Raw genomic sequence first — 26,414 nt, 5'->3', positions numbered from 1 at the left:
GCGATCCAGAAGGTGTCGCGCGGCCCGTTCGCGTGTCCGTACGCATACTGAGGACATACGGAAGTCGCGCAAGAGACGCACGTGTACGAAAGGCAAGGCAGGAGCTGGTGGCGGACCCGGAGGCGGAAGACCGCAAACCGCAGTCGGACGAGGCTAGGAGTGCCTTCTCCCAGCCCGCCGGTGTGGCGCCGCCGCAGCCCTCGACGGTCGACGACGAGTCGTCGACGACGTCCGAGTTCGCGCTGCCGAAGGGGCTGGGCGTGGCCCAGCCGTCCGCGGCCGACTCCGAGGGTTCGGCGTTCAGCACTCCCGCCGGCTACAGCGCGCAGCAGGCCTGGCCCGCGGTCACGCCGTCGGGCGGCGTCCCCGTGGTCAAGCTGACCAAGGACGTGCCCTGGCAGGACCGGATGCGCGAGATGCTGCGGATGCCGGTGACCGAGCGGCCCGCGCCCGAACCGGTCCACAAGGAGGACGAGTCGGGGCCCGCGGTTCCGCGCGTGCTCGACCTGACCCTGCGTATCGGCGAGTTGCTGCTCGCGGGCGGTGAAGGCGCCGAGGACGTGGAGGCGGCGATGTTCGCCGTGTGCCGCAGCTACGGCCTGGACCGCTGCGAGCCGAACGTCACCTTCACCCTGCTGTCCATCTCGCACCAGCCGTCGCTGGTGCAGGACCCGGTGACGGCGTCCCGGACCGTACGCCGCCGGGGCACCGACTACACGCGGCTCGCGGCCGTCTTCCGGCTCGTGGACGACCTGAGCGACCCGGACATCGCGGTCTCCCTGGAGGAGGCGTACCGACGGCTCGCGGAGATACGGCGCAACCGGCACCCCTATCCCGGCTGGGTGCTGACCGCGGCGACCGGGCTGCTCGCGGGCGCGGCCTCGGTGCTCGTCGGCGGTGACGCGCTGGTGTTCGCCGCCGCCGCGCTCGGCGCGATGCTGGGCGACCGGCTCGCGTGGCTGTGCGCGGGGCGCGGGCTGCCGGAGTTCTACCAGTTCACGGTGGCCGCGACGCCGCCCGCCGCGATCGGAGTCGCGCTCCAGCTCGCGCACCTGGACGTGAAGGCGTCCGCGGTGATCACCGGTGGGCTGTTCGCGCTGCTGCCCGGGCGGGCGCTCGTCGCGGGCGTGCAGGACGGCCTGACCGGCTTCTACATCACCGCGTCCGCGCGGCTGCTGGAAGTCATGTACTTCTTCGTCGGCATCGTTGTCGGCGTACTTCTGGTGCTCTATTTCGGCGTGAAGCTGGGCGCGGAACTCAACCCCGACCAGGCCCTGAGCATCTCCAAGCGGCCGCTGCTCCAGATCGCCGCCTCGATGCTGCTGTCGCTCACCTTCGCGATCCTGCTCCAGCAGGAACGTTCCACCGTGCTCGCGGTGACCCTCAACGGGGGCGTGGCCTGGTCGGTGTACGGAGCGATGCACTACGCAGGCGGCATCTCACCGGTCGCCTCCACGGCCGCGGCGGCGGGCCTGGTCGGTCTGTTCGGGCAGTTGCTGTCCCGCTACCGTTTCGCGTCCGCGCTCCCGTACACGACGGCCGCGATCGGACCACTGCTGCCGGGTTCGGCCACCTACTTCGGCCTGCTGTCCATCGCCCAGAACGAACTCGACAAGGGGCTCGTGTCCCTCACCAAGGCCGCCGCCCTCGCCATGGCCATCGCCATCGGTGTGAACCTGGGGTCCGAGATCTCCCGGCTCTTCCTGCGCGTGCCGGGCGCGGTCGCCGCGGGCCGCCGCGCGGCCAAGCGGACGCGCGGCTTCTAGGCCGGCCCTACGAGGAGCTACCGGGGCTACCGCTTGGCGTGGCGGCCACCGCGCGGCGGGTTCTGCGGGTCCTGGGGCTGCTGGTACGGGTCTTGGTGCTGCTGCTGGTACGGGTCTTGGTGCGGCTGGTGCGGACCCTGGTCCTGGTTCTGGTGGAGCGGGGGGATCCGGAGCTGGGTCGTCTGGTCGATGGCGGGCTCCGCGGGAGCCTCCTCGGCCGCGTCGGCGGCTTCCTTCTTGGACTTGCCGCGCGCCCTGAGGTACTCGATGACGATCGGGACGACCGAGACGAGGACGATCAGGATCAGGATCGCCTCGATGTTCTTGTGCACGAACTCGATGTTGCCGAGCCACGCGCCGAGCGCGGTGACACCGGCGCCCCAGAGGATGCCGCCGATGATGTTGTACGTGATGAACGAGCGGTACCGCATGCCGCTGACGCCGGCGATGATCGGCGTGAACGTACGCACGATGGGCACGAAGCGGGCCAGGACCAGGGACTTGGGCCCGTACTTCTCGAAGAACTCGTGGGCCTTGACCACGTTCTCCTGCTTGAACAGGCGGGAGTTCGGGCGGGTGAAGAGCGCGGGTCCGACCTTCTTGCCGAAGAGATAGCCCGCCTGGTCACCGAGGATCGCGGCGACACAGATCAGTGCGATCGCGGCCCACAGCGGGAAGTCCAGCGTGCCCGCGGTGATCAGCAGGCCCGCGGTGAACAGCAGCGAGTCACCCGGCAGGAAGAAGCCGATGAGCAGGCCGGACTCGGCGAAGACGATGAGAAGCAGGCCCCAGATACCGAAGTTGTCCAGGAGCGTGTTCGGATCCAGCCAGCTTGGTCCGAGAGCAAGCGTCGTCACGGTTCCGGGCTCCTGAGGGGTGAGGAAGGGACGGCGGTCCAGATGGGGCCTGATGCGGCCGGTCAAAACTATCAACGCTGGGTGTCCCCGCCAGGTTCCACCGAGGCCTACAGGATGCACTGTGCGTCAACTGGTACAAAGCTGTGAGCCGTACGAAGCTGTCGTCATGGGTATCGAAGAGTACGGCGGCGGACAGGGACCCCAGGCGGACGTGCTGGTCGTGACGACGAACGACGCACCCGGATACCGCGTCCAGGAGGTCATCGGCGAGGTCTTCGGCCTCACCGTGCGCTCCCGGCATCTGGGCAGCCAGATCGGCGCGGGCCTGAAGTCGATGATCGGCGGTGAGCTCAAGGGGCTCACCAAGACACTCGTGGAGACCCGCAACCAGGCCATGGAGCGGCTCGTCGAGCAGGCACGCGCGCGTGGCGCCAACGGCGTGCTGATGTTCCGCTTCGACGTGGCGGAGGCGGCGGACGTGGGCACGGAGGTGTGCGCGTACGGGACGGCGGTCGTGCTGGTCAAGGAGTAGTGCACGCCGGTAAGGGGCGCCCGCAAAGCGCGGCGCCCCTTACCGTCAGGCTCCCTGGGAGTGCCGGGCCGCGTTCGCCTCGATCGCGTCCCTGAGATGTTCGGCGAGCCCCGGCCGCATGGAGTCGTAGAACTCCTTGAAGCGCTCGTCGGCGACGTACATCGCGCCGAGCCCCCGGTGGATCTCGTACGTGCACTCGTAGAACCATGTGGTGATGTGCTGCCGGTGATCCTCGGCCAGATCCATGGCCGGCTCGCCCGCCGGCGGCTCACCGGCCGCCATCAGAGCGTCGTAACGCTCGCCCCAGGAGGCCACTTCGGCCTGCATGCGCTGCCAGTCGTCCTTGGTGTAGCGGGCGGCGCGGCGCTGCGACTCCGCGTACGTCTCCGTGCCGCCCCAGCGCCGCTGGGCCTCTTCGGCGTGCGCTTCGGGGTCCTTGTCGCCGAAGACCTCGAACTTCTCCTCGGGCGTGAGGTTGATGCCCATCTTCCGTGCCTCCATGGCGTGTTCCACGGCCGCGGCCATTTTCTGGAGCTTCTCGATCCGGGCGGTCAGCAGCTCGTGCTGACGGCGCAGGTGCGCGCGCGGGTCCGCGGCCGGGTCGTCGAGCAGGGCGGCGACCTCTTCGAGGGGGAAGCCCAGTTCCCGGTAGAACAGGATCTGCTGAAGCCGGTCGAGATCGGCGTCGCTGTAACGCCGGTGGCCGGCGTGGCTGCGCCCGCTCGGCGCGAGCAGGCCGATCTCGTCGTAGTGGTGCAGCGTGCGCACCGTGACCCCGGCGAAACCGGCGACCTGGCCCACTGGATGACTCACCTTCCGCTCCCTTCTTCCGTACGCCTCTCAGGCTGGGGCCTCACGTGACGTGAGGTGCAAGTCCTGAGTTCCGGAGGCCCGGAGTGGACTCCTCGGGGTGTTATGTCGGTTTCGCCCACTTAGGGTGTGCGCGTGACCACAGAAGCCCCTGCGGCACCGGGCCCGGAACAGACACCCGCCCGGGGTCTGCTGCCCCTGGTCGTGCCCGCCGCGGTGGTCGGTGTGGCCGCGGCGCTCGTCCTGCTGGGCGTCAGTCTGGTGGCCGAGCGGCTCCAGGACGTTCTGTGGGAGACCCTGCCGGACGCGCTGGACGTGGGCCGCTACTCCGTGCTCTGGATGATCGTGATGCTCACCGCCACCGGTGTCGCGGTGGGCCTGGTGGTGTGGAAGGTGCCGGGGCACGCGGGCCCGGACCCCGCGACCACGGGGCTGGTCGACCCGCCGCTGCCGCCGCGCGTACTGCCCGGGCTGCTCCTGGCCACCGTCCTGGCGCTGGCGGGCGGGGTGAGCCTGGGCCCGGAGAACCCGATCACCGCCGCCAACATCGCGCTCGCGTACTGGCTCGGCAGGAAGGCGGCCCCGGGCTCCCCCGCCGCCCTGTGGATGATGCTGGCGGCCGCGGGCACGATCGGCGCGCTGTTCGGAACTCCGGTGGCGGCCGCGCTGATCTTCTCCGAGGTGCTCGCCGGGCAGCCGGGACCCGGTGCCCTCTGGGACCGGCTGCTGCCGCCGCTGCTGGCCGGCGGCGCGGGTGCGCTGACCATGACGTTGCTGGCCCACCCGAGCTTCGACCTGTCGCTGCCCGACTACACCGGCCCGCGCTGGGGCGACCTCCTGTCCGCCCTGGTGGTCGCCTCGGCCGGAGCGGTGGCCGGGATGGCGGCGGTGTACGCCCTCCCGTACGTCCACGGCGCCTTCTCACGGCTCGGACACCCCATGCTGACGATTCCGGTGGGCGGGCTCCTCCTCGGCCTGCTGGGCGCCCTGGGCGGGCATCTGACGCTCTTCAAGGGGCTGGACGAGGTGAAGGTGCTGGCCGGGGACCCGGAGGGCTGGTCGGCCGGACGGTTCGCGCTGATGGCCGTGGTGAAACTGGCCGCTCTCGTGATCGCCGCGTCCTGCGGCTTCCGGGGCGGCCGGATCTTTCCCGCCGTCTTCGCCGGGGTAGCCCTGGGCCTGTGTGCGCACGCGCTCGTACCCCAGGTGCATCCCACGGTCGGTGTGGTGTGCGGGGTCCTGGGCGTACTCCTCGCCGTCACCCGGCAGGGCTGGATCAGCCTGTTCACGGCGGCGGTCCTGGTGTCCGACCCCGCTGTGCTGCCCCTGCTGGTGCTGGCGTCGGTGCCGGCCTGGCTGCTGGTCACCGGGCGCCCCCAGATGCAGCTTCACGACGACGGAACCCCGATCCGCTAGGAGATGCCATGCCCCTCCACAAAGGCCCCGACGAGGGCGACGAGCGCCCGATGTCCGTGAACCCCTTCTTCGGGGAGACCAATCCGGTCGGGGGCATGACCGAGGCTCCGCCCAGGCACCGGCTCCCGGACGGACCGCTGCCGCCCACGACGGCCTATCAACTCGTCCACGACGAACTGATGCTGGACGGCAACTCGCGGCTGAACCTCGCCACCTTCGTCACCACCTGGATGGAGCCGCAGGCCGGGGTGCTGATGGCCGAGTGCCGCGACAAGAACATGATCGACAAGGACGAGTACCCGCGCACCGCCGAGCTGGAGCGGCGCTGTGTGGCCATGCTCGCCGACCTGTGGAACGCCCCCGATCCGTCGGCCGCCGTGGGCTGTTCGACGACCGGGTCGAGCGAGGCGTGCATGCTCGCCGGGATGGCCCTCAAGCGCCGCTGGTCCCAGCGCAACGCGGACCGCTACCCCGGGGCCCGTCCGAACCTCGTCATGGGTGTCAACGTCCAGGTCTGCTGGGAGAAGTTCTGCAACTTCTGGGAGGTCGAGGCGCGCCAGGTCCCCATGGAGGGCGACCGGTTCCACCTCGACCCCCAGGCGGCCGCCGAACTGTGTGACGAGAACACCATCGGCGTCATCGGCATCCTCGGATCCACCTTCGACGGCTCGTACGAACCGATCGCCGACCTGTGCGCGGCCCTGGACGCCCTTCAGGAGCGGACAGGCCTCGACATCCCGGTGCATGTCGACGGCGCTTCCGGCGCGATGGTCGCCCCCTTCCTCGACGAGGACCTGGTCTGGGACTTCCGGCTGCCGAGGGTGTCGTCCATCAACACCTCCGGGCACAAGTACGGCCTTGTCTACCCGGGCGTCGGCTGGGCACTGTGGCGGTCGGCGGCCGAGCTGCCGGAGGAGCTCGTCTTCCGCGTCAACTACCTGGGCGGCGACATGCCGACCTTCGCGCTCAACTTCTCCCGGCCCGGCGCCCAGGTCGTGGCGCAGTACTACACGTTCCTGCGGCTGGGCCGCGAGGGCTACCAGGCCGTGCAGCGGACGACCCGCGACGTGGCGCTCGGGCTGTCCGCGCGGGTCGAGGCGCTGGGCGACTTCCGACTCCTCACCCGGGGCGACGAGTTGCCGGTGTTCGCCTTCACGACCGGGCCCGACGTGAGCGCGTACGACGTCTTCGACGTGTCCCGGCGGATGCGCGAGCGGGGCTGGCTGGTGCCCGCGTACACCTTCCCGGCCAATCGCGAGGACCTGTCCGTGCTCCGCGTGGTGTGCCGCAACGGCTTCTCCAAGGACCTCGCCGACCTCTTCGTGGAGGACCTGGGACGACTGCTGCCGGAACTGCGGTGCCAGCCGCATCCGTTGACCGACAAGGACGCGGCGACCGGCTTCCACCACTGAACCGACACCCGGGCCGACACCCGGCCCGCCCTCGCGCCGGTCCTTGTCAGGTGCCGTCGCCCAGCTCGAACCCGTGCCAGTGGACGCCGTCGCCTGATATTCGGTAGCTCCCGGCTCCGAAGCTGCCGCCCGACAGGTAGCCGAGCGGTGTCACGGTCGCCGGACCGCCCAGGCCCTGTGATCCCCTGGCGGGCTCGAAGGAACGGCCACCGTCGGTGCTGCGCCAGACGCCGTTCTCGCCGTGGACGGTGAGGCTGCCGTCGGCGGCGGCGACCGGATCGCCGAGCGTGGAGCGCGGCTCCACACCCCTGCGGTATTTCCAGACCCGCTCCCAGGTGTGACCGCCGTCGGTGCTGCGGTGGAGGGCGAGCAGGCCGTTCTTCACGCCCTCCCCGGCGGGCAACTGGCCCGGCTGGACCGCGTACAGGACGTCTTCGGCGGCGACCACGCGGATTCCCCAGCCGTGCTTGTCGGAGCCGGCGAGCGTCGTCGTACGCCAGGTGCGCCCGCGGTCCTCGCTGCGGGCGAGGGCCGGGAGGCCGGTGCCCGGGTCGGCACCGGAGGCGAAGAGCAGTCCGTCCGCGGTCTCCCCGGCCGGGGTCAGCACACCCGCCAGTGGGGGTTGGCCGGCGAGGGCCTCGAACCGGCCCGTGCCGGGGAGGACCACCAGCAGGCGGGACGCCTCGCAGCCGTTCCCCTCTCTGTCCGGTCGTGAGCAGTCGTGGACCAGGGCGCCTCCTCGGGGTACTTCGGGAGCCGTGCCGGAGGGGTCGACGGACCCGCGCCGCCAGTTGCGCCCGGCGTCGTCCGTGAACCAGGTCCGCTCGGGTGGCGGCCACCGCCCCTCGGTGATCAGCGCGCGGCCGGGCCCGAGCACCATGAGCCCCGCCGTGATGCCGAGATCCCCGGTCACGTCCGGCAGGGGTGAGCGGGCCCGGCGCCAGGAACCGGCGCCCTTGTCGAGCACGGCGACGTGCTGCCGGCAACGCTCCTTGCCGCACCGCGCGAGCAGGGCGAACCCGCCGGCGTCCGACGCGAACCCGACGGCGTACGGACTGCCGGGGAGGTCCGGTGACGAGGGGATGCGGGGTGGCGCCGCCCCTGTCCGGGCGGGGGCGCTTCTGCCCACGCCCACGCCAATGTCCACATCCGCGCCGCCGTCCACACCGGCACCGGCACCCGCACCCGCACCCGCACCCGAGTCAACGCACCCGACGAGCAGTGCCAGCACGCCAAGCACGACGGCCACAACCGCCCGCCCCCTTCCCCGACCGCCACTCCAGCCCCAGCCCCAGCCCCTGCCCCTGCCCCTGCTCATGAGAGCCCCCCGATCCCGCGATGTCCCGTCACTTCTGGTACACCGCTCGACGCGATCGGGTTCCCACTCCCTCGCCACGACTTTCCGGGCCGGCCCCCGCCGCTGCCGGCCGCTTTCCTACTTGCTCAGGGCCCCGAACTTCCGTACGGCCAGCGGCAGGAACACCGCCAGCAGCGCCAGTGGCCAGACCACGGCCGCCAGGACGTGCCCCGGCTCGCCGCCCGGCCCGCCGAACAGGTCCCGTACCGCCGTCGCCGTCTGGGACATCGGGTTCCACTCGACCGCCGTGCCCAGCCAGCCCGGCATGGAGTCCGGGGTCGCGAAGGCGTTGGAGAGGAAGCCGACCGGCCAGACCAGGATCTGCACGGCCTGGACCATCTCCGGCTTGCCGGCGACCATCGCGAGGTGGATGCCGATCCACAGCATGGCGAACCGGAAGAGCAGGAGCAGCCCGACGGCTCCCAGGAACGCCGCGAACGTGCCGTGCGCGCGCCAGCCGATCGCGTACCCGACGCCGATCATCACGGCCAGGGCCACCGCCGACTGGAGCATGTCGGCGGCCGAACGGCCCACCAGCACCGCCCCGTTGGTCATCGGCATCGAGCGGAAACGGTCGATGACCCCCTTGTTGAGGTCCTGGGTGACGGCCAGCATCGTGCCCTCCAGGCCGAAGGCCATGGTCAGCGCGAGCATGCCGGGCACGAGGAAGTCGACGTAATCGCCCTGGACGCCCCGGCCGCCGCCGATCAGATAGCCGAACATCAGCAGCAGCATCACGGGGAAGACCAGGCCGACGAGCACCTGGACGGGCTGCCGTGCCCAGTGGGCGAGTTCGCGGCGGGTCATGGTCCAGCAGTCGGTGAGGACGTACGTCCCCGCGGGGCTCGTGTCGTATGTCCCTGGACGGTTCGCCTCGTACGTACCCGTGCTCATACGGTCTCCTCCATGCGGTCCGTACGGTGCCCGGCCCCCGTCAGGTCCAGGAACACCTCGTCCAGCGTCGGCCGCCGCAGCGCGATGTCCTCCGCCTCTATGCCGGCCTCCTCCAGGGCCCGTACGGCCCCGGCGAGCGCCGACATGCGGTCGGTGACCGGGGCGCTGAGGAGGCGGCGGTCGGTGTCCACCGAGACGCCGTCCGCGGGGAAGGGCAACAGGGCCACGGCTGCGCCCAGTTGGCCGCCGTCCCGGAGGACCACGTCGATCCGGTCGCCGCCGGTACGGGCCTTCAGTTCGTCCGCCGTGCCGTCCGCGATGACGCGGCCCTGGTCGACGACGGAGATGCGGTGGGCGAGCTGGTCCGCCTCCTCCAGGTACTGCGTGGTGAGCATGACCGTGGTGCCGCCGCCGACCAGGGAGCGGACGGCGGCCCACACCTCCGCCCGGCCGCGCGGGTCGAGCCCGGTCGTCGGTTCGTCGAGGAACAGCACCTCCGGCTCGGTGATGAGGGACGCGGCGAGGTCCAGGCGGCGCCGCATGCCGCCGCTGTACTGCTTGACCGCCTTGCGGCCGGTGTCCGCGAGGCCGAAGCGCTCCAGGAGCTCGTCGGCCCGCACGCGCGCGTGGCGGGCGCCCAGGTGGTGGAGGCGCCCGAACATCTCCAGGTTCTGGTGGCCGCCGAGCTCCTCGTCGAGCGCGGCGTGCTGGCCGAGCAGGCCGATGCTGCGCCGGACCCGGCCGGCCTCGCGCACCACGTCGTACCCGGCGACCTCCGCCCGGCCCTCGTCGGGCCGCAGCAGGGTGGTCAGGACACGCACCACGGTGGTCTTGCCCGCCCCGTTCGGGCCGAGCAGGCCGTGGACGGTGCCGCGGCGCACCGCCAGGTCGAGGCCGTCCAGTGCCGCCTTGTCGCCGTACCGCTTCCGTACGCCCTCAGCGACAATCGCGTCGGTCATCCGATCCCCCTCGCTCAGTAGTCAAACTTGACTACGTGCCGAAAATATCCCCCGTCACATCATTAGTCAAACTTGATTAGCCGTGGGATCGGCGATCGGGCCGCCGTTGCTCAGTCGGCCGCCGTTGCTCAGCCGCGGTCCCCGGGATGCGGCGTACCGGTCGCGTACGGGTTCTCCTCGCCCTCGGCCAGGACGCCGACGAACGGCTCGCCCTCGCCCGCGAAGGTGTACTCCCCGCGCTCGATCCGCGCGATCAGGCCACGCGTCCACTCGGCGTCGGAGTCGGCGGTGTGCACCCAGAGGTTCATGATCTCGCCGATGTGGCCGAGCTGTTCGGGGCCGTCCTCGGGCACGTAGTGCTCGGTGACGGCGGAGCGCCAGTCCTCGATGCGGCTGATGCGCTCCTTCAGGAGGCCCACCGCCTCGGCCCTCGGCAGTTCGACGATGAAGCCGATGCCCGCCGACTTGACGTCCATCTTCTGGTCGTACGACGTCAGGGACTCCCGCAGCAGCGCCAGGAACTCCTCGGTGCCCTTGTCCGTGATCTCGTACTCGGTGCGCGGCGGGCCGCCCGCCGTGGACGGCGCGATCTCGTGCGCGTGCAGCAGTCCCTGCTTCGCCAGCTGCTTGAGCGCGTGGTAGATCGAGCCGGGCTTGGCGTTGGACCACTCGTGCGCGCCCCAGTACTCCAGGTCGTTGCGCACCTGGTAGCCGTGGGCCCGCCCGTGCTGGCGGACGGCGCCGAGCACCAGGAGACGGATCGCTGACATGTGGTCCACATTAGGACCCGCCGCGCTACTCCCAGGAGGTGCCCTGCTCCTGGGCGACCAGCTCGAAGGCCGTCCTGCCGTCCAGCGACTCGCGGATGATGTCGGCGTGGCCCGCGTGCCGGGCGATCTCCTCAACGAGATGGAGCATCAGCCAGCGCATCGAGACCTCGCCCTTGGGGAACCAGGGCGCCTCGGGCAGCGGGAAGGTGTCGTCCAGCGACCCGACGGACCGGATGAACTCCTCGGTCTCGTGCGCCACCTCGTCCCAGAAGGCGAGGGTCCCGGCCAGCGTCTCACCCTCGACGAGCCGGAAGCTCTCCCCCCAGGTCTCCCGGGTACGGGCCCGCTCGTTCGGCTTCCGCTGGGCCAGCCGCAGCCAGTTCAGCTCGCACTCGGCGACGTGCTTGACGAGCCCGGACAGGGACAGCTCGCTCGCGCTGGGCGTGCGCGCCGCCTGCTCGTCGCTCAGTCCGAGCACCGCGCGCCTGATGCCGCCGCGCTGGGCCTCCACGAAGGCCAGGAGAGCGCCGCGCTCATCGCCGTACGCCTCTGCGGGAACGTGAGTGACCATGTCTGGGCCGCCTTTCATCGGGTCTTACTGCCCGGCACCTTCTGCCTGACACCGATGAAGCTACGGGCCCTTGCGGTCAGGTTCTGTCCGCAAGGGCCCGCCGAGAACCGAGCGCCTCGGAAGAGACCCGAAAGGCTCAGAAGGGGAAGCGGCTGCGGCCGTGCTGGACCGAGATCCACTTCTGCGTGGTGAACGCCTCGACCGTCGCCTCGCCATTCAGGCGGCCGATGCCCGAGTGCTTCTCGCCGCCGAAGGCGACCAGCGGCTCGTCGTGCACGGTGCCGTCGTTGACGTGGAACATGCCGGTGTCGATCTGCTTGGCGAAGGCCACTCCGCGCTCGACGTCGGCGGTGTGGACGGCGCCGCTGAGTCCGTACGGGGTGTCGTTGACCAGGCGTACGGCCTCCTCCTCGCCCTCGAAGGGGATGAGGAGGGCGACCGGGCCGAAGATCTCCTGCTGGAGGATGGCGGAGTCGGCGGGCAGGCCGGTGAGGACGCTCGGGGAGACGAGGTTCTCGTTGGCGGTGCCGTGCACGAGGGCGGTGGCGCCCTCGGCGATCGCCTGGTCGACCACGCCGGTGAGCGAGTCCGCCTGCGAGGAGTTGATGACCGGGCCGATGACCGTCGTCGGGTCGGACGGGTCTCCGACCTTCAGCGTCTTGACCTTGGCCACGAACTTCTCGGTGAACTCGGCCTCGATCGAGCGGTCCACCAGCACGCGGTTGGCGGCCATGCAGACCTGGCCCTGGTGGACGTACCGGCTGAAGACCGCCGCGTCGACCGCGTAGTCGATGTCCGCGTCGTCCAGGACCACCAGGGCGCTGTTGCCGCCCAGTTCGAGGACCGCGCTCTTGAAGTGCGAGGCGCAGACGGTGGCCACGTGCCGGCCGACCTTGTCCGAACCAGTGAAGGAGATGACCTTCGGGACCGGGTGCTCGATGAAGGCGTCGCCGATCTCGGCGATGTCGGTGATCACGACGTTCAGCAGGCCGCCGGGCAGGCCCGCGTCCTCGAAGATCTTGGCGACCAGGGAACCGCCGACGATCGGGGTGTTCTGGTGCGGCTTGAGGACCACGGCGTTGCCGAGCGCCAGGGCGGGCGCGACGGACTTCAGCGAGAGGAGGAAGGGGAAGTTGAAGGGGCTGATCACGCCGACGACACCGACGGGGACGCGGTAGACGCGGTTCTCCTTGCCGTCGACCGGCGAGGGGAGGATCTTGCCCTCGGGGCGCAGCGCCAGGTTGACCGACTCGCGCAGGAACTCCCTGACGAGGTGCAGTTCGAAACCCGCCTTGAGGTGCGTGCCGCCGAGTTCCGCGATGATCACCTCGGTGATCTCGGTCTCGCGCTCGTCGATGATCCGCAGGGCGCGCTCGAAAACGGCGCGGCGCGCGTACGGGTTGGTGGCTGCCCATTCCTTCTGGGCGCGCTCGGCCGCGCGGTAGGCCTCGTCGACCTCGTCGACGGTGGCTATCGTGATCGACGCCAGCTTCTCGCCGTCGTACGGGTTGAAGTCGATGATGTCCCAGGATCCGGTGCCTGGGCGCCACTCACCGTCGATGTACTGCTGGGCCAGGTCCGTGAAGTAGGACGACATTTACTCCCTCAATCCCTCAATCCCCGCGCTGCCGTGGCAGCCATCCGATCAACGACTGATCGGACGTCATCGTACTTGTGTTTCAAGGGAGTTGGAGAACACCTCGGGAGATCCCGTGAAGGGGTCCGGGAGATCTCAGAAGACCTTGAGAATCCCGGGAATCCTCAGGAGAGCTGGAGCAGACCTCTGAGCAGATCGCGGCTCTCCGAGGGACCGGGGCTGTCCTGCTGCAACTGCTTCAGCGCGCTCTCGTACTGCGTGACGTCCTCGCGCTTGTCCAAGTACAGCGCGCTGGTCAGCTGTTCGAGGTAGACGACGTCGGAGAGGTCGGACTCGGGGAAGCTGAGGATGGTGAAGGAGCCGCTCTCTCCCGAGTGGCCGCCGAAACTGAACGGCATGACCTGAAGCCGTACGTTCGAGCGCTCCGACACCTCGATCAGATGCTGGAGTTGCCCGCGCATCACCTCTCGGTCGCCGTACGGCCGGCGCAGCGCCGCCTCGTCGAGGATGATGTGGAACTCGGGGGAGCTCTCGGCGACGAGGTACTTCTGGCGCTCCAGGCGCAGTGCCACCCGCCGGTCGATGTCGGCGGCGCTCGCGCCCTTCATACCGCGCGAGACGACCGCGTGAGCGTAGGCCTCGGTCTGGAACAGGCCGTGCACGAACTGCACTTCGTACGCCCGGATCAGGTGGGCCGCGCCCTCGAGGCCGACGTAGGTCGGGAACCAGCTCGGCAGGACGTCGGAGTAACTGTGCCACCAGCCCGCGACGTTGGCTTCCTTCGCGAGGGACACCAGGGAGGTGCGCTCGACCTCGTCCATGATGCCGTAGAGCGTCAGCAGGTCCTCGACATCGCGCGTCTTGAAGCTCACCCGTCCCAACTCCATGCGGCTGATCTTCGATTCGGAGGCGCGGATCGAGTAACCCGCCGCTTCGCGGGTGATTCCACGCGCCTCTCGCAGGCGCCTGAGGTGCGATCCCAACAGCATGCGCCGCACCACCGAGCCGCTCGACTCACCAGCGCTCACGTTCGTCCGCCTCCCCAACCGTCTTCAGGGGCCGAAGTCTGCCACTAAAACACTTCGAGCTGTACTCATTCGGTTACAGAAACGGAAAGCTTCCGAAGGAGCGCCACAGGAAAAGACCACTGGAGGAGCAACAAGAGTGAAGAAGGTGACAGAAGAAATAAGCCGGAAATGGTAGATGCAGGGCCAATTCGGTCACGTGCACGTGCATCTGCCCTTGCATCTGCTCTGCGCATTCGGAACCATGGTCCTCGCGCCACCGCTGCATCGCAACGACCGCGAACACCCGGGAGTGCCTCGCATGGGGACGAATGGATCGACCATGCTCGAGCCCTTACGGCAGGGACTTCCGCCGCTAGATCCCGCTGCCGTGTCCAACGCCGCTTCCTGCGCCTTGCCCGCCCGCTACGAAGCGGTGCGCGAGGCGCGGCAGTTCACCCGCAGAACGCTCGACCAGTGGGAGGTCGGCGACCGCTTCGACGATGCCTGTCTGGTGGTCTCCGAGCTCGTCACCAACGCGCTGCGGCACGCACTGCCATCGGACACGCCCCGTCCGGAGGACCAAGGGCCGCCCGTGCGGCTGCACTTGATGCGGTGGACCGAGCGACTGGTGTGCGCGGTGCGCGACCCGAGTCACGACAGTCCGGTCGCGGGCGGCTCGGAGGACTTCTCGGCCGAATCGGGCCGCGGCCTCTTCCTGGTCGACTCGTTCTCCGACAGCTGGGGCTGGCACCCGCTCGCGGGGACCCTCAGCGGCAAGGTCGTGTGGGCGCTCTTCCTGCTCCCGACCGCTCCCGCCGCGACTCCGTGCGACTGAAGAACCGCGGCGCCTCTCGGCGCCGCGGTTCTACGCGCGTTACTCACCGCAGTGCGGTGATCGCCCTGGGTCGCGCGGTCAGGCACCCGCTATCAGGTGATCGAACTCGCCGTCCTTGATACCCAGGAGCATGGCCTCGATCTCGGCGCGCGTGTAGACGAGCGCGGGCCCGGTGGGGAACCGCGAGTTCCGCACGGCGACGTCACCGCCCGGCAGCCTCGCGAACTCCACGCAGGAACCCTGCGAGTTGCTGTGCCGGCTCTTCTGCCAGGCCACTCCGCTCAGCTCGGTAGCAGCCATGCCGTTGTGCACGTCATCCACGTCGTACACGTCGTGGTCCACAGGTCGCTCCCCGGTCGTGCAGTGGCTGATGTGGCCATAGATGCAGTGGTCAACTGACCCGGATCATAGCTCTGTTCATGTGCAGATGCATGGGCAGATGCACGTGCACGCGGGGTGGTCCTGTGGTTACAGCTTTTACCGCCCCTTTGACTACAGGCGGTTGTCCAGGTGACTACAGCTGGTCCCCAGCCGCGTTCTCAGCAGCTCGCGGCACACACGATCTCCAGCCCCCGTGCCTCTTTAAGGAGACGCGCGCAAGGGCCGCGGTGTTCCAACCTCCTTGAAACCTCGACAAATAGGAGGCGGAAATGGCTGGGGATTCCCTACGCGTGACGCATAGGGAACCCCCCGTCACATCAGACCCGCTCAGCCGCGCGTGACCGCGCTCAGCTGCCGGCGTACGGCATCCGGTGGCCGACCTCCAGCGAGGCCGAACGGTTCGCTGCCGAGGAGGAGTTGCGCGGGCAGCCGCGCGACGCGGGCCTCCCGGGTGCATCCGCGTGAGCAAACGCACGCGGAATTCCCTCCAGGGGTTCGCGAGTCCTCCTGGTAACTTGCTGCGGTCGTTCCGGCGACCCCGGCATCTTCTCCACCCTTGGGGGCTTCAGTTGACTTCGGCTACCTTCCCGCGGCGTCGGGCGCGTATCGCGGCAGCGGCCGCGGGCGCGAGCCTCGCGGCCGTGCTCGTGCTGACCGGTTGCAGCGACGACGGCGACGGTTCCGCGGACGGATCCGCGAGCCCCAGCGCGTCCGCGAGCGCGTCGGCCGACACCGGAGGCGGCTCCGGAGCCGCATCCTCGTCCGGCGGCGAGCTGGAGGGGAGCTGGCTGGCCACCACGGACGGCAAGGCCGTGGCGTTGGTGATCACCGGTACGCAGGCCGGGCTCTTCGAGACCGGCGGCACGGTGTGCAGTGGCACCGCGGGCGAGGAGTCGGGCATGCGGATGATCCGGCTCACGTGCACGGACGGCAGCAAGGTCCGCGCGGTCGGGATGGTCGACTCCGTGAGCGGCGGGGCCATGAAGGTCACCTGGGAGGGCGACCTCGGCGCCGAGTCGTACACGAAGTCCGAGGGCGGGCAGCTGCCGACCGGACTGCCCACGGCGAGCCTGGGCTGACGGTCTCCTCCCCCGACGGGGCCGCTACTGGTCGCGGGCCGCGGAATCCTTCGGGTCCCGCGGCCCGTTCGTGCTCTGCGGCCCGTTCGTGGTTCGGGGCCCGCTCGTGCTCTGGGGCCCGCTCGTCGTCTGGGAACCGTTCGTGGTCTGGGAACCATTCGTCGTCCGCGGAAGGCCCGTCTTTCCGGACCCGCCTGCCGTCATCGGGGATACGGCGGTGTCGAGGGCCTCGGAGAGTTCGGTGAGGGAGTTCAGGAGCAGGCCGGCGCCCTGGCGGACCATCGCTTCGGGCCCGTCCTCGGGGACGCCCTCCCTGTCCCAGGCCTCCAGCGCCTCGCGCACGGCGTCCCAGCGCGGGACACGGCGCTCGCGTACGGCCTTGGCGCCCTTGTCGGTGGCGGTGCGCAGGGCCTCGGCGAAGCGGCCGGCGGCCGGGACGGGGGGCGCGTCCCGGTCCGGGAAGTGGGCCTCCATGAGCATGGCGACGCGGCCCAGCTGGGCGAGCGCGTCCTCGGCGTCGTCGGCGGCGGTGCGGGATAGGCCCCGGTGGCGTACCGGCTCGCCCTGGGCGCGGGCCACGGCCGTGTGCCAGGCGGCGCGGGCGGCCCGGGAGCCGAGGAGGGCCTCGCGGACGCCGGAACCGTCGGCGGGATCGGCGTACCTGCTGAGTACCGCGGCCCCGTAACGGCCCTGCGCGGCCAGCCAGTCGGCGAGCCGGGTGCGCAGCCTCGGGGTCTCCCAGGCCGGGTAGAGCGCGTACGCGAGCATCGCGAGGAGTCCGCCGAGCAGGGTGAGCAGCACGCGTTCGGGGACCGTCTGCGTCCACTCCTCGCCGCCCAGGCCGAGCAGGAAGACGACGTACGCGGCGACGCAGGCCTGGGCGGCGAACTGGCCGGTGCGCATCACCAGGTACATGAAGGCCGCGCTGACGACGGCGAGCCCGGCCGAGAGGTACTCCCCCGGATGCGCCGCCTGAACGACACCCGTCGCCAGGGCCACGCCCACCAGGGTGCCGCCGAATCGGGCGACCGCGCGGCTGTACGTCAGTGAGAAGTCGGGGCGCATGACCATCACCGAGGTCAGCGGGGCCCAGTAGCCGTGGCCCAGCGGGAGCCAGGTGCCCAGGAGGTAGCCGGTGGCGGCGACCGCGGTCACCCGGGTCGCGTGGCGGGCGATCGGGGAACCCCGGTGGAGTTCTCGTCGCATGGCGTCGAGGGCCACGGGGACGAGGTGCGGGAGGGTGGGGCGCAGGCGGTGATCGGGTGCGGTGCCCGCGGATTTCCCGGTGCTCTCCGCCGTCTCCACCACGTCCTCCAGCAGGGTTCTCAGGCGTACGGCCGCGCGGTAGGGCGGGCCCGTCAGGATGGAGCCCGTGTCGGGGGTCCTGAAGGTGGCGACCGCGTTCGGCGGGACGGACACCGGGTCTCCGTGGCGGACGGCGCGGGCGGTGGCGTCCAGGACGGTGCCCGCGGCGGCGAGGAGTTCGCGGACCCGGTCGCGTTCGCGGCCCTCGGACGGTACGCCCATGGCCGGGTCGGCGAGGGAGGCGAGGACCGGGCGGATGCGTTCCGCGATGCCGCGGGTGCCGTGGAGTGCGGCGGGGCGGGTGCGGGCCTGGCGCGGGGTGACGGCCGCCGCGTTGCGGGCCTCCATGAGCGGGAGCGGGTCGAAGCGCGCCACCGGGTCGTGGCGCAGCCGGCGCGCGTAGTCCCCCTCGGCGGCCAGGGCGTCGGCCAGCGCGTCACGGTGGGCACCCCAGCGCCGTACCGGAAAGAGCACGACGAGCAGCGCCTGCACCAGCCCGCCCACGACCATCATCGCCGCGTGACCGGCCGCCTGGGCGACCGAGGTCGGCAGGGTGACCGTGATCAGCATGATCGCCACGTTCGAGGAGGCGATCAGGCCGATGGTCGGGCCGGCCGCCCAGCTCATCCCCGCCAGGAAGGTCCACACCACCAGCAGCGCCAGGAAGAGGACCAGGTGGGAGATGGTGAGGTAGCCGAGGAAGGTCGAGACCGCGAGGCTTACCCCGGAGGCCAGGGCGAGTTCGGGGCGCGGGCGCCAGCTCCGCTGGAAGGTGGCGATCGCCGCCTGGAACGCCCCGAACGCCGAGCTCGCCGCCGCCGCGGGTCCGAACGCCCACAGGCTCACCGCGATCACCAGCGCGAGCCCGGCCGCGCCGCGCAGCGCGATCAGCGGTTCGAGACGCTTCCGCTCGACCACGAAACCCGAGCGCGTGGTCTCCCTCAGCGCCCGGAGCCAGCTCATTCGGCCAGCGTACGGAGGTTTCGGGGGGTTCGCGGTCCGGGAGAGGGCCCGGCGGGCGAGACGTGCCGGGGATGGCGGAGCGGGAGAGGGCCCGGGAGTCGGGGCAGCCGGGGCGGCGCAACGAGTGCAGGCCCGGGGGCCAGGACAGCCGGGGGGGTGCAACGGACGAACGCCCGGCGGCCAGGACAACCAGGGCGGTGGAACGGAAGCACAGCGATATGCGTGATGATCCTGGGAGCACCGTCATGATCCAGGCACGATGCAGGCCGATTCAGGGGAACCAGAACATGCGCGCCATACCGATCACCGTCACCGCCCTCGTGGCGGCCCTCTCTCTGACCGCTTGCGGCGACAGCGGCGACGACGGCGGTGACAGCGGCACGAAGGCCACGGCCTCCACCGCCGCCACCGCCGCCTGCGCGATCGGCCAGGTCGGTCTGGAGGCCGGCCCCGCGAGCGAGGCCCCGGCAGCGGGCGACACCGGCATCGTGCCCTTCACGATCACCAACAGCGGCGAACAGTGCACCCTGGAGGGTTTTCCCGGCATCGGCCTGAGCGCCGGCGAGGCCTCCGCGACCGTGCCCGGGGACGAAGGCGCGCAGCCGGAGAAGCTGACCCTGGCGAAGGGCGACACCGCGGCCTTCACCCTCACCTACGTACGGGGTGAGGCGGCCGGCGCCAGGAGCCTCGACGCGAAGACGGTGCGCATCAGCCTGCCCGGCGCCGACGCCACCAAGGACTTCCCGTGGTCGTACGGCCCGGTCGCCGGGAAGACCGACGCGAGCGACCCGGACGCCTCCGTGAGCCCCTTCCAGCGCGCGGGCGACTAGACCCGCCGGGTCACGGAGACCCGCCGGGTCACGGGATCGGGCGCCGCCCCCTGACCTGCGCCCGGTCCGCCGCCGCGGCCCCTTCCTCCCAGCCGGCCGCGTCGGTCACCCCGCGCAGACGAGTGGTCACCGTCGCCGGGAACATCCGCTCCAGCTGGTCCGCGACCGCCACGTCGCGGGCCACCAGCACCGGCAGCAACTCACCCTCCGTAGAAGCCACTTGGCCTTCCGACACGGACGCGAGCCGGTCGCCGATCCGGTGCGCGTACGCGGCCAGGAACGACTGCCTGAAGGTCTTCGTACGCTTGCGCCCGCCCGCCCGCTGCGCCGCCTCCGCCTTCGTCATCGCGGCGGTGGCCTGCACCAGCAGCGAGGTGTAGAGGAGCTCGACCGCCTCCAGATCGGGTTCGAAGCCGACGACGGTCGAGAAGCCGAGGAAGTCGTTCCACACGGCCCGGCAGCGGTTCGCCCCGGCCACCGCGTCCAGAAGTACCGCCTTGGCCGTCTCGTACGGCGGCTCGACCCCGATCCGGCAGGCTCCGGGCGCGTCCTTGGCGTGCGTACGGGCCGCCAGCAGCGCCTCGTCGATACTGTGCCGCGCCATCAGCTCCTGTGCCTTGGCGCTCAACGCCTCCGCCTCCTCCGGGAACCCGGTCGCCTCGGCCTTCGCCAGCAGGGCGCGGATACGGGTGAGCATGCGGGAGTCCTTCGGCGCGGCGGCGGCTGCCCCCTCGGGGACGTCCAGCGGCTCGATGGAAGGAAGGCGGAGGAGGAGCCGGTACAGCTCCAGGGCGGCCGTGGCAAAGGAGAAGCGATCGCCGCGGGGGGCCGGTCCGGTGGCGTCCAGGTCTTCGAGCTGGGCCGCCCAGCGGGGACCGCGGGGCTTGTCCCGGCCGCTCTCGCCGCGGATCAGTTCCGCCGCCAGGCGTACGTGCACGTCCTCCAGCTCGCGCCGCACGAACCGCACGACGTCTGCGGGCTCCCAGCCGCGCCGCCAGGCCCCTGCGACGAACTCCTCGCCGCGCCGGGCGAGTTCGGCATCGGAGGCGGGGTCGGCGGCGAGCATCGAGGCGCCGGTGTCGAGGGCGGAGTCGGAGTCGGCGTAGAGGGCGGCCTCGAAGGCGCGCTCCACGGTGCTGGGCGGGCTGCTCATGCCTCGATCGTGTCACGGGCCGGGCGGGGGTATGGCCTGCCCTACCCCCGGAAGACCCCCTGGTGGTCGTGCCCGGGCGGCCGCCGGACGGTTCGCTGGAGGGCATGGACACCACAGCCGTACGTATCCGATCCCTGCGCCGTGACTACGGCGCCGTCGCCGCCCTGGCCGGGGTCGACCTGGACTTCGACGCCGGGACCTTCACGGCCGTGATGGGCCCCTCGGGGTCGGGGAAGTCGACCCTGCTCCAGTGCGCGGCCGGGCTCGACCGGCCGAGTTCCGGGACCGTGGCCGTCGACGGGGTCGAGCTGGCCGGGCTGAGCGAGCGGCGGCGGACGCTGCTGCGGCGGGAACGGATCGGTTTCGTGTTCCAGTCCTTCAATCTGCTGCCGTCGCTGACGGCCGCGCAGAACGTGGCGCTGCCGCTGCGGCTGGCCGGGCGGCGGCCTGCGCGCGGGGCGGTGCGCGAGGCGCTGGCCCGGGTTGGCCTCGCGGACCGTGCCGGACACCGTCCCTCGCAGCTGTCCGGTGGGCAGCAGCAGCGCGTCGCGCTCGCGCGGGCCCTGATCACCCGCCCGTCCGTGCTCTTCGGCGACGAGCCGACGGGCGCGCTGGACACCGCGACGAGCCATGAAGTCCTTACGCTGCTGCGGGAGTCGGTGGACCGCGAGGGCCGGACGACGGTCATGGTCACGCACGATCCGGTGGCCGCCTCGTACGCGGACCGGGTGGTCTTCCTGGTCGACGGGCGGGTGAGCGGGGAGTCGGCGGCCCCTTCGGCAGCGGAGATCGCCGCGCACCTGGCTGGGCTGGAGCGTGCGAAGTGCTGACCCCGCTCCCCCTCCTGACCTGGTCCTCTCTGCGTACCCGCTGGGCCTCCCTGCTCGGCTCCTTCGTAGCCGTCGGGCTCGGGGTCGCCGTGATGACGGCGATGGGGCTGGGTCTCAGCGCCTCCCTCGGCGCGCCCGCCCGCGCACCGGAACGGTTCGCGTCCTCGCCCGTGGTGGTGATGGGCCGCGACACCCTGACGGTGGAGGTACGGCGGGGGCCGGACACCGCGCTGGTGTCGAAACGGCTGGCGCATCCACACCCTGTGGACGGAGAACTGATAGCCGGGCTACGGGAATTGGGCCCGGTACGGCTCGACGGACTCGGCACGACGGACGGGGCGGTGCCGGACGCGGTCGGTGTCGACGCTCCCGCCGCGGCCGTACGAGCGCTCGTCGGGGACCGCGCCCGCGTCCTGACCGGGGACGACCGCCACCGGGCCGACCCCTCCGCCGCGCGCGACGCCGAGGCGCTGGTCGGGGTCAACTCCCTGCTGGGCACCGCCGCCGGGGTCGTGGCCTTCGTGTCGGTGTTCGTGACAGCGTCCACGTTCGCCTTCGTAGTGGCCCTGCGGAGACGGGAGTTCGGGCTGCTGCGGATGGCCGGGGCACTGCCCGGGCAGGTGCGGCGGCTGCTGCTCGGCGAAGCGGTCGCGGTGGGGCTCGTGGCCTCGGCGATGGGCTGCGTACTGGGGTCTCGGGCGGCGCCGCGGCTCGTGCGGGCGCTGGTGGACGGCGGGGTGGCGCCCTCGTGGTTCGCGCTGCCGGGGTCGGTGAGCCGGCCGTATCAGGCCGCCTTCGGTGTGGGGGTGCTGGTCGCCGTCACGGGAGCGTGGGCGGCGTCGCGGCGGGCGGCCCGTATCGGTGCTGTCGAGGCCTTGCGCGAGGCCTCCGTGGACACGGGCGTGATGCCGTGGTCCCGGCGGGCGATCGGCTGCACCCTGCTCGCTGCCGGACTGGGCCTGCTGGCCTGGACGTTGGGCACGGACCCCGCCGCGCCGCTGAAGCGGAAGACGTACGTCACCCAGCCGATGATCCTGATCACGGCGGTGGCGGCGCTCGCGCCCGTCCTGGTGCGTCCGGTCGTACGGCTGGTCCGGCTGGATCGGCTGCCGGGTGCCGCCGGGCTGCTGATCCGCGAGAACGCGTCCACCTCCGTACGGCGAACCGCCGCCGTGGCGGCGCCCGTTCTGGTCACGGTCGCGCTTGCGGGGTCGCTGCTGGGCTCGGCGGCGACGGTCGCACGGGCGAAGGCGGTCGAGGCTCGGGAGCAGACGCGGGCGCAGTTCGTCGTCACCGGCGGGGACTTGGACGCGCTTCGAGGGTCCGGCGTACCGGGGGCGACGGTTTCGGGGACCGCGTCCACCGCCGTTTTCGTGCGGGAGGAGGGGACCTCTCTCGTACGGTCCGAAGCGCGGGCGGTGAGTGACGTGGCGGCATTCGCTTCGGTGACCCGGCTTCCGGTCGTCGCGGGCGACCTGCGCGACCTCGACGACCACTCGATCGTCGTGAACGAGGAGTGGGAACGGCACGAGGTGGGTTCCCGGGTCCGGGTCCGGCTCGGCGACGGACGGCCCGCCCGGCTGCGGATCGCCGCGGTGCTGGCGCGGGGGACGGGGGACAACGGGGCGTATGTGACCCTGGCGAACGCGCCGGGGGCGCGTGTCGATCGGGTTGATGTGCGGGCGCGGCGGGGGGTGGATCTGCGGGCGGTCGGGGCGGCACTGCGGGCCGCGGTGGGGGCGGTGGGGTCCGACGGCGGGACGGGTCGGGGTATCGGTGGGGCGGTGGGGTCCGACGGCGGGACGACGCGGGTCACTGGTGGGAAGGCCCGGGCGGGCGGTGGGACCGTGCGGGCCACGTCGGCGTGGCTGGCCGCCACGCATCCGCGGACCAGCCCGCAGACGCGGCTGGGGCTGCTGGTCGTCCTGGGCATCGCTCTCGTCTACGCCGGGATCTCACTCGCCGGGACGCTGCTGATGGCGACGTCCGCACGGGGTACGGAGCTCCGGTCCCTGCGGCTCGCGGGCGCGACCCGGGGGCAGGTGCTGCGCGTGGTCGCCGGTGAGGCGGCGATGGGGATCGGCGCGGGGGCCCTGCTCGGGGGTGCCGTCGCCGGGGTGAACCTCGCGGGGCTCGCGGTGGCGCTGGGGCGGTTGTCCGCGCCGGTGGAGGTGGGAGTGCCGTGGGGAGTGCTCGGCGGGTGTGTGGGGGTCTGCCTGGCGGTCGGGGTGGGGGCTTCGGTGCTGGGGGTCTCGGTGATGGGGGTGGGTTCTCGGGCGGGACGGCGGGAGTGATCTTTGGGCTCGGGGTGATCTTTGGGCTCGTACGGGGCCTGCACGCGGAGCCTGTACGGGGGCCCGTGCCGGGACCTGCGTGACGGATCCGCACGCTCGTCGGACCCGCACGTCGGAGTACCGGGAGCCCGCAGGGAGGCCCGCGCGGAGGCCCCGCCCGGTTCCGCGGCCCGCACCAGCGACACCGCCGCCAAGTGTCAACTTCGGGTTGACAGCCCTCAACTGCCAACCTACGGTTGACACATGACGACGAACCCACCCGGCACGGCATCCGTACGTCTCGACGACCTCATCGACGCCATCAAGAAGGTCCACACCGACGCACTCGACCAGCTCCAGGACGCGGTGATCGCCGCGGACCACCTCGGCGACGTGGCCGACCACCTGATCGGCCACTTCGTGGACCAGGCCCGGCGTTCGGGCGCGTCCTGGACGGACATCGGCAAGAGCATGGGAGTCACCAGGCAGGCCGCCCAGAAGCGCTTCGTCCCGAAGGCCGAGTCGGACCTCGACCCCAGCCAGGGCTTCGGCCGCTACACCCCGCGCGCCCGGAACGTGGTCATGGCCGCGCACAGCGAGGCGAAGTCCGCGGGCAACGCCGAGAGCCTCCCCGTACACCTCGTCCTCGGCCTCCTCGCCGAACCCGAGGGGCTCGCCGCGCAGGCGATCACCGCACAGGGTGTGACCCTGGACGCCGTACGCGAGGCGGCGACGGCAACGCTCCCGCCGGCCGCCGACGAGGTACCGGAGCTCATCCCGTACGGTCCCGCGGCCAAGAAGGTCCTGGAACTCACCTTCCGTGAGGCCCTCCGCCTCGGCCACAACTACGTCGGCACCGAGCACATCCTCCTGGCCCTCCTGGAGTTCGAGAACGGCGAGGGAGTCCTCAGCGGAGTCGGCGTGGAGAAGGCCGCGGCCGAGGCGCATATCAGCCACGTGATCGGGGAGATCGTGAAGGCGCGGACGGAGACCACCGGCTGATCGGGTCCGGAGCAGGTCGGCGGCCGGCCCGTCCACGCCCTGCCCCCCGGGGGGGGGCGACACGCCGCGCCCGACCTCATTGTCAGACCCCCCTGCGAGACTCGGAATCATGACCGACCGGTGGGCTCTCGTGCCGGCCGAGGACGGCGGCGCCGAGGTCGCTCCCCTCGGCCCGGACGGTCTGCCCGCGGGGCCGGTGCGCAGGGAGCCGGATCTCGTGGACGCCGTGCGGACGCGCCCGGACGTGACCCGGTGGGTCTGGCGGTCGACGGCGGACGTGTACCCGCGCCTGCTCGCCACGGGGGTGCGAGTGGAGCGGTGCTACGACATCGAGGCCGCCGAGACGCTGCTCCTCGGTCACGAGGGGCGGCTGGGCGAACCCCGGTCGGCTGCCGCCGCGCTCGCGAGACTGCGCGGCGGCCCCGTACCGCCGGACCCGCCCCAGCGCTCCGCCGAACCCGGCTCGCAGTCGTCCCTCTTCGAACCGCGCCCGGTCCACGTACCCCTGGCGGACCTCCTGGAGGTGTACGCGGACCAGTACCGCCGCCACGAAGCGACCGCGCGCCCCGAGCGCATGCACCTGCTGACGACGGCCGAGTCGGCGGGGACGCTGGTGGCCGCCGAGATGAACGAGTCGGGGCTGCCGTGGAGCGCGGACGTCCACAGGGCGGTCCTGCACGAACTGCTCGGCGAGCGGTACGTGGGCGGTGGCGAGCCCCGCCGCCTGGCCGAGCTCGCGGAAGAGGTCTCGGCGGCCTTCGGCAGACGGGTCAGACCCGACCTGCCCGCCGACGTCATAAAGGCGTTCGGGCAGGCCGGGATCAAGGTCAGGTCCACCCGCCGCTGGGAGATCGAGTCCATCGACCACCCGGCCGTGAAACCACTGATCGAGTACAAGAAGCTGTACCGGATCTGGGTGGCACACGGCTGGTCCTGGCTCCAGGACTGGGTGCGGGACGGACGCTTCAGGCCGGAGTACCTGCCCGGTGGGACGGTCACCGGGCGGTGGGTGACCAATGGCGGCGGGGCGCTGCAGATCCCCAAGGTGATCCGCCGTGCCGTGGTCGCCGACCCCGGCTGGCGGCTCGTCGTGGCCGACGCCGACCAGATGGAGCCCCGGGTGCTCGCCGCGATCTCGCGCGACCCGGGACTGATGGAGGTCGCGGGCCGCGAGAGCGACCTGTACCAGTCGGTGTCGGACCGGGCGTTCTCCGGTGACCGGGCGCAGGCCAAGCTCGCCGTGCTCGGAGCCGTGTACGGGCAGACGTCCGGTGACGGACTGAAGAACCTCGCCCTGCTGCGCCGCCGCTTCCCCAAGGCCGTCGCTTACGTGGACGACGCGGCCCGCGCGGGCGAGGAGGGGCGGCTCGTCCGGACCTGGCTCGGGCGCACCTGCCCTCCGGCGGTCGGCGCGTCCGACGCCGCGGACGCCGCGTCGGAGGAGGCGGGCATCCCGCAGGACGACCCCGCCGAGACCAGCGTCGACCAGAGCGCCTGGGTCCCCGGCTACGCGTCCTCCAACTCCCGTGCCCGCGGCCGGTTCGCCCGCAACTTCGTCGTCCAGGGCAGCGCCGCCGAATGGACCCTGCTGGTGCTCGCCGCCCTCCGGCGCACCTGCGCCGGCCTCGCCGCCGAGCTGGTCTTCTTCCAGCACGACGAGGTCATCGTGCACTGCCCCGCCGAGGAGGCGGACACGGTGGTGACCGCGATCCGCGAGGCGGCCGACCTCGCGGGCCGCCTCACGTTCGGCGAGACACCGGTCCGCTTTCCGTTCACGACAGCGGTGGTCGAGTGTTATGCGGACGCGAAGTGAGG

At 71.5% G+C, this 26,414-nt stretch carries 23 protein-coding genes; 11 read left to right on the top strand and 12 right to left on the bottom strand.

Going from position 1 to position 26,414, the window contains the following annotated elements; genetic code table 11:
- Positions 1–107 precede the first annotated feature (107 nt).
- Positions 108–1,766 carry a threonine/serine exporter family protein gene (locus tag ACIBLC_RS23560; RefSeq protein ID WP_399213114.1) on the top strand — a complete coding sequence of 553 codons (1,659 nt, stop codon included), beginning with the start codon at positions 108–110 and terminating at the stop codon, positions 1,764–1,766.
- 26 nt (positions 1,767–1,792) lie between these two features.
- Here the strand turns inward: ACIBLC_RS23560 and ACIBLC_RS23555 are convergent, their stop codons facing one another.
- On the bottom strand, positions 1,793–2,623 hold the full coding sequence (locus ACIBLC_RS23555; RefSeq protein ID WP_399213113.1) for a DedA family protein: 831 nt from the start codon (positions 2,621–2,623) through the stop codon (positions 1,793–1,795).
- A 166-nt stretch (positions 2,624–2,789) separates the two neighbouring features.
- On the opposite strand from ACIBLC_RS23555, the gene ACIBLC_RS23550 reads away from it, so the two are divergent.
- Positions 2,790–3,155: a YbjQ family protein gene (locus ACIBLC_RS23550; protein ID WP_399213112.1), complete on the top strand. Its 366-nt coding sequence runs from the start codon at positions 2,790–2,792 to the stop codon at positions 3,153–3,155.
- 45 nt (positions 3,156–3,200) lie between these two features.
- Here the strand turns inward: ACIBLC_RS23550 and ACIBLC_RS23545 are convergent, their stop codons facing one another.
- Positions 3,201–3,968, bottom strand: a complete 768-nt coding sequence (locus tag ACIBLC_RS23545) for a MerR family transcriptional regulator (RefSeq protein WP_399213111.1) — start codon at positions 3,966–3,968, stop codon at positions 3,201–3,203.
- Between the two features lie 132 nt (positions 3,969–4,100).
- On the opposite strand from ACIBLC_RS23545, the gene ACIBLC_RS23540 reads away from it, so the two are divergent.
- Entirely contained in the window at positions 4,101–5,381 is a 1,281-nt protein-coding gene (locus ACIBLC_RS23540; RefSeq protein WP_399213109.1) for an ion channel protein, read from the top strand.
- 8 nt (positions 5,382–5,389) lie between these two features.
- Entirely contained in the window at positions 5,390–6,793 is a 1,404-nt protein-coding gene (locus ACIBLC_RS23535; protein WP_399213108.1) for a glutamate decarboxylase, read from the top strand.
- 46 nt (positions 6,794–6,839) lie between these two features.
- Here ACIBLC_RS23535 and ACIBLC_RS23530 read toward each other — a convergent pair whose 3' ends face one another.
- From ACIBLC_RS23530 to ACIBLC_RS23500, 7 genes are all read right to left on the bottom strand, one after another.
- On the bottom strand, positions 6,840–8,042 hold the full coding sequence (locus ACIBLC_RS23530; RefSeq protein WP_399213107.1) for a WD40/YVTN/BNR-like repeat-containing protein: 1,203 nt from the start codon (positions 8,040–8,042) through the stop codon (positions 6,840–6,842).
- Positions 8,043–8,228: 186 nt separating this feature from the next.
- Positions 8,229–9,044: an ABC transporter permease gene (locus ACIBLC_RS23525; protein ID WP_399213106.1), complete on the bottom strand. Its 816-nt coding sequence runs from the start codon at positions 9,042–9,044 to the stop codon at positions 8,229–8,231.
- Positions 9,041–10,003 (bottom strand): ATP-binding cassette domain-containing protein, encoded by a 963-nt coding sequence (locus ACIBLC_RS23520; RefSeq protein WP_399213105.1) that lies wholly within the window; start codon positions 10,001–10,003, stop codon positions 9,041–9,043. The genes ACIBLC_RS23525 and ACIBLC_RS23520 overlap by 4 nt, the downstream gene beginning before the upstream one ends.
- 128 nt (positions 10,004–10,131) lie before the next feature.
- Positions 10,132–10,773 (bottom strand): PadR family transcriptional regulator, encoded by a 642-nt coding sequence (locus tag ACIBLC_RS23515; protein ID WP_399213103.1) that lies wholly within the window; start codon positions 10,771–10,773, stop codon positions 10,132–10,134.
- 25 nt (positions 10,774–10,798) lie between these two features.
- Entirely contained in the window at positions 10,799–11,344 is a 546-nt protein-coding gene (locus tag ACIBLC_RS23510; RefSeq protein ID WP_399213101.1) for a DinB family protein, read from the bottom strand.
- Positions 11,345–11,480: 136 nt separating this feature from the next.
- On the bottom strand, positions 11,481–12,941 hold the full coding sequence (locus tag ACIBLC_RS23505) for an aldehyde dehydrogenase family protein (protein ID WP_399213100.1): 1,461 nt from the start codon (positions 12,939–12,941) through the stop codon (positions 11,481–11,483).
- 164 nt (positions 12,942–13,105) lie between these two features.
- Positions 13,106–13,930: a helix-turn-helix domain-containing protein gene (locus ACIBLC_RS23500; RefSeq protein WP_383680951.1), complete on the bottom strand. Its 825-nt coding sequence runs from the start codon at positions 13,928–13,930 to the stop codon at positions 13,106–13,108.
- A gap of 337 nt (positions 13,931–14,267) precedes the next feature.
- Between ACIBLC_RS23500 and ACIBLC_RS23495 the strand changes: the two genes are divergently transcribed.
- Positions 14,268–14,783 carry an ATP-binding protein gene (locus ACIBLC_RS23495; RefSeq protein ID WP_399213188.1) on the top strand — a complete coding sequence of 172 codons (516 nt, stop codon included), beginning with the start codon at positions 14,268–14,270 and terminating at the stop codon, positions 14,781–14,783.
- Positions 14,784–14,861: 78 nt separating this feature from the next.
- Here ACIBLC_RS23495 and ACIBLC_RS23490 read toward each other — a convergent pair whose 3' ends face one another.
- Positions 14,862–15,125, bottom strand: a complete 264-nt coding sequence (locus tag ACIBLC_RS23490) for a DUF397 domain-containing protein (protein ID WP_399213099.1) — start codon at positions 15,123–15,125, stop codon at positions 14,862–14,864.
- A gap of 608 nt (positions 15,126–15,733) precedes the next feature.
- On the opposite strand from ACIBLC_RS23490, the gene ACIBLC_RS23485 reads away from it, so the two are divergent.
- Entirely contained in the window at positions 15,734–16,243 is a 510-nt protein-coding gene (locus tag ACIBLC_RS23485; protein WP_399213098.1) for a hypothetical protein, read from the top strand.
- 24 nt (positions 16,244–16,267) lie between these two features.
- On the opposite strand, the gene ACIBLC_RS23480 is transcribed toward ACIBLC_RS23485, so the two are convergent.
- Positions 16,268–18,511: an FUSC family protein gene (locus ACIBLC_RS23480; RefSeq protein ID WP_399213096.1), complete on the bottom strand. Its 2,244-nt coding sequence runs from the start codon at positions 18,509–18,511 to the stop codon at positions 16,268–16,270.
- Between the two features lie 287 nt (positions 18,512–18,798).
- Here ACIBLC_RS23480 and ACIBLC_RS23475 point away from each other — a divergent pair, with 287 nt between their 5' ends.
- On the top strand, positions 18,799–19,341 hold the full coding sequence (locus tag ACIBLC_RS23475; protein ID WP_399213095.1) for a DUF4232 domain-containing protein: 543 nt from the start codon (positions 18,799–18,801) through the stop codon (positions 19,339–19,341).
- Between the two features lie 28 nt (positions 19,342–19,369).
- On the opposite strand, the gene ACIBLC_RS23470 is transcribed toward ACIBLC_RS23475, so the two are convergent.
- A complete protein-coding gene (locus ACIBLC_RS23470) occupies positions 19,370–20,494 on the bottom strand; it encodes a DUF2786 domain-containing protein (RefSeq protein WP_399213094.1) in 1,125 nt (374 codons plus the stop codon).
- A 104-nt stretch (positions 20,495–20,598) separates the two neighbouring features.
- On the opposite strand from ACIBLC_RS23470, the gene ACIBLC_RS23465 reads away from it, so the two are divergent.
- The 4 genes from ACIBLC_RS23465 (at position 20,599) to ACIBLC_RS23450 (ending at position 26,412) form a co-directional block, all read left to right on the top strand.
- Positions 20,599–21,324 (top strand): ABC transporter ATP-binding protein, encoded by a 726-nt coding sequence (locus ACIBLC_RS23465; protein WP_399213093.1) that lies wholly within the window; start codon positions 20,599–20,601, stop codon positions 21,322–21,324.
- Positions 21,318–23,618: an FtsX-like permease family protein gene (locus ACIBLC_RS23460; RefSeq protein ID WP_399213092.1), complete on the top strand. Its 2,301-nt coding sequence runs from the start codon at positions 21,318–21,320 to the stop codon at positions 23,616–23,618. Before ACIBLC_RS23465 ends, ACIBLC_RS23460 begins: the two co-directional genes overlap by 7 nt.
- Positions 23,619–23,861: 243 nt before the next feature.
- Positions 23,862–24,599 carry a Clp protease N-terminal domain-containing protein gene (locus ACIBLC_RS23455; protein WP_399213091.1) on the top strand — a complete coding sequence of 246 codons (738 nt, stop codon included), beginning with the start codon at positions 23,862–23,864 and terminating at the stop codon, positions 24,597–24,599.
- A gap of 109 nt (positions 24,600–24,708) precedes the next feature.
- Positions 24,709–26,412, top strand: a complete 1,704-nt coding sequence (locus ACIBLC_RS23450; protein WP_399213090.1) for a bifunctional 3'-5' exonuclease/DNA polymerase — start codon at positions 24,709–24,711, stop codon at positions 26,410–26,412.
- The last annotated feature ends 2 nt before the right edge of the window (positions 26,413–26,414 follow it).

The organism is Streptomyces sp. NPDC050535, assembly GCF_044457665.1.
Taxonomy (GTDB): domain Bacteria; phylum Actinomycetota; class Actinomycetes; order Streptomycetales; family Streptomycetaceae; genus Streptomyces.
Note: the sequence above shows the minus strand (reverse complement) of the source record. Positions and strands in the feature narration are given on the sequence as shown.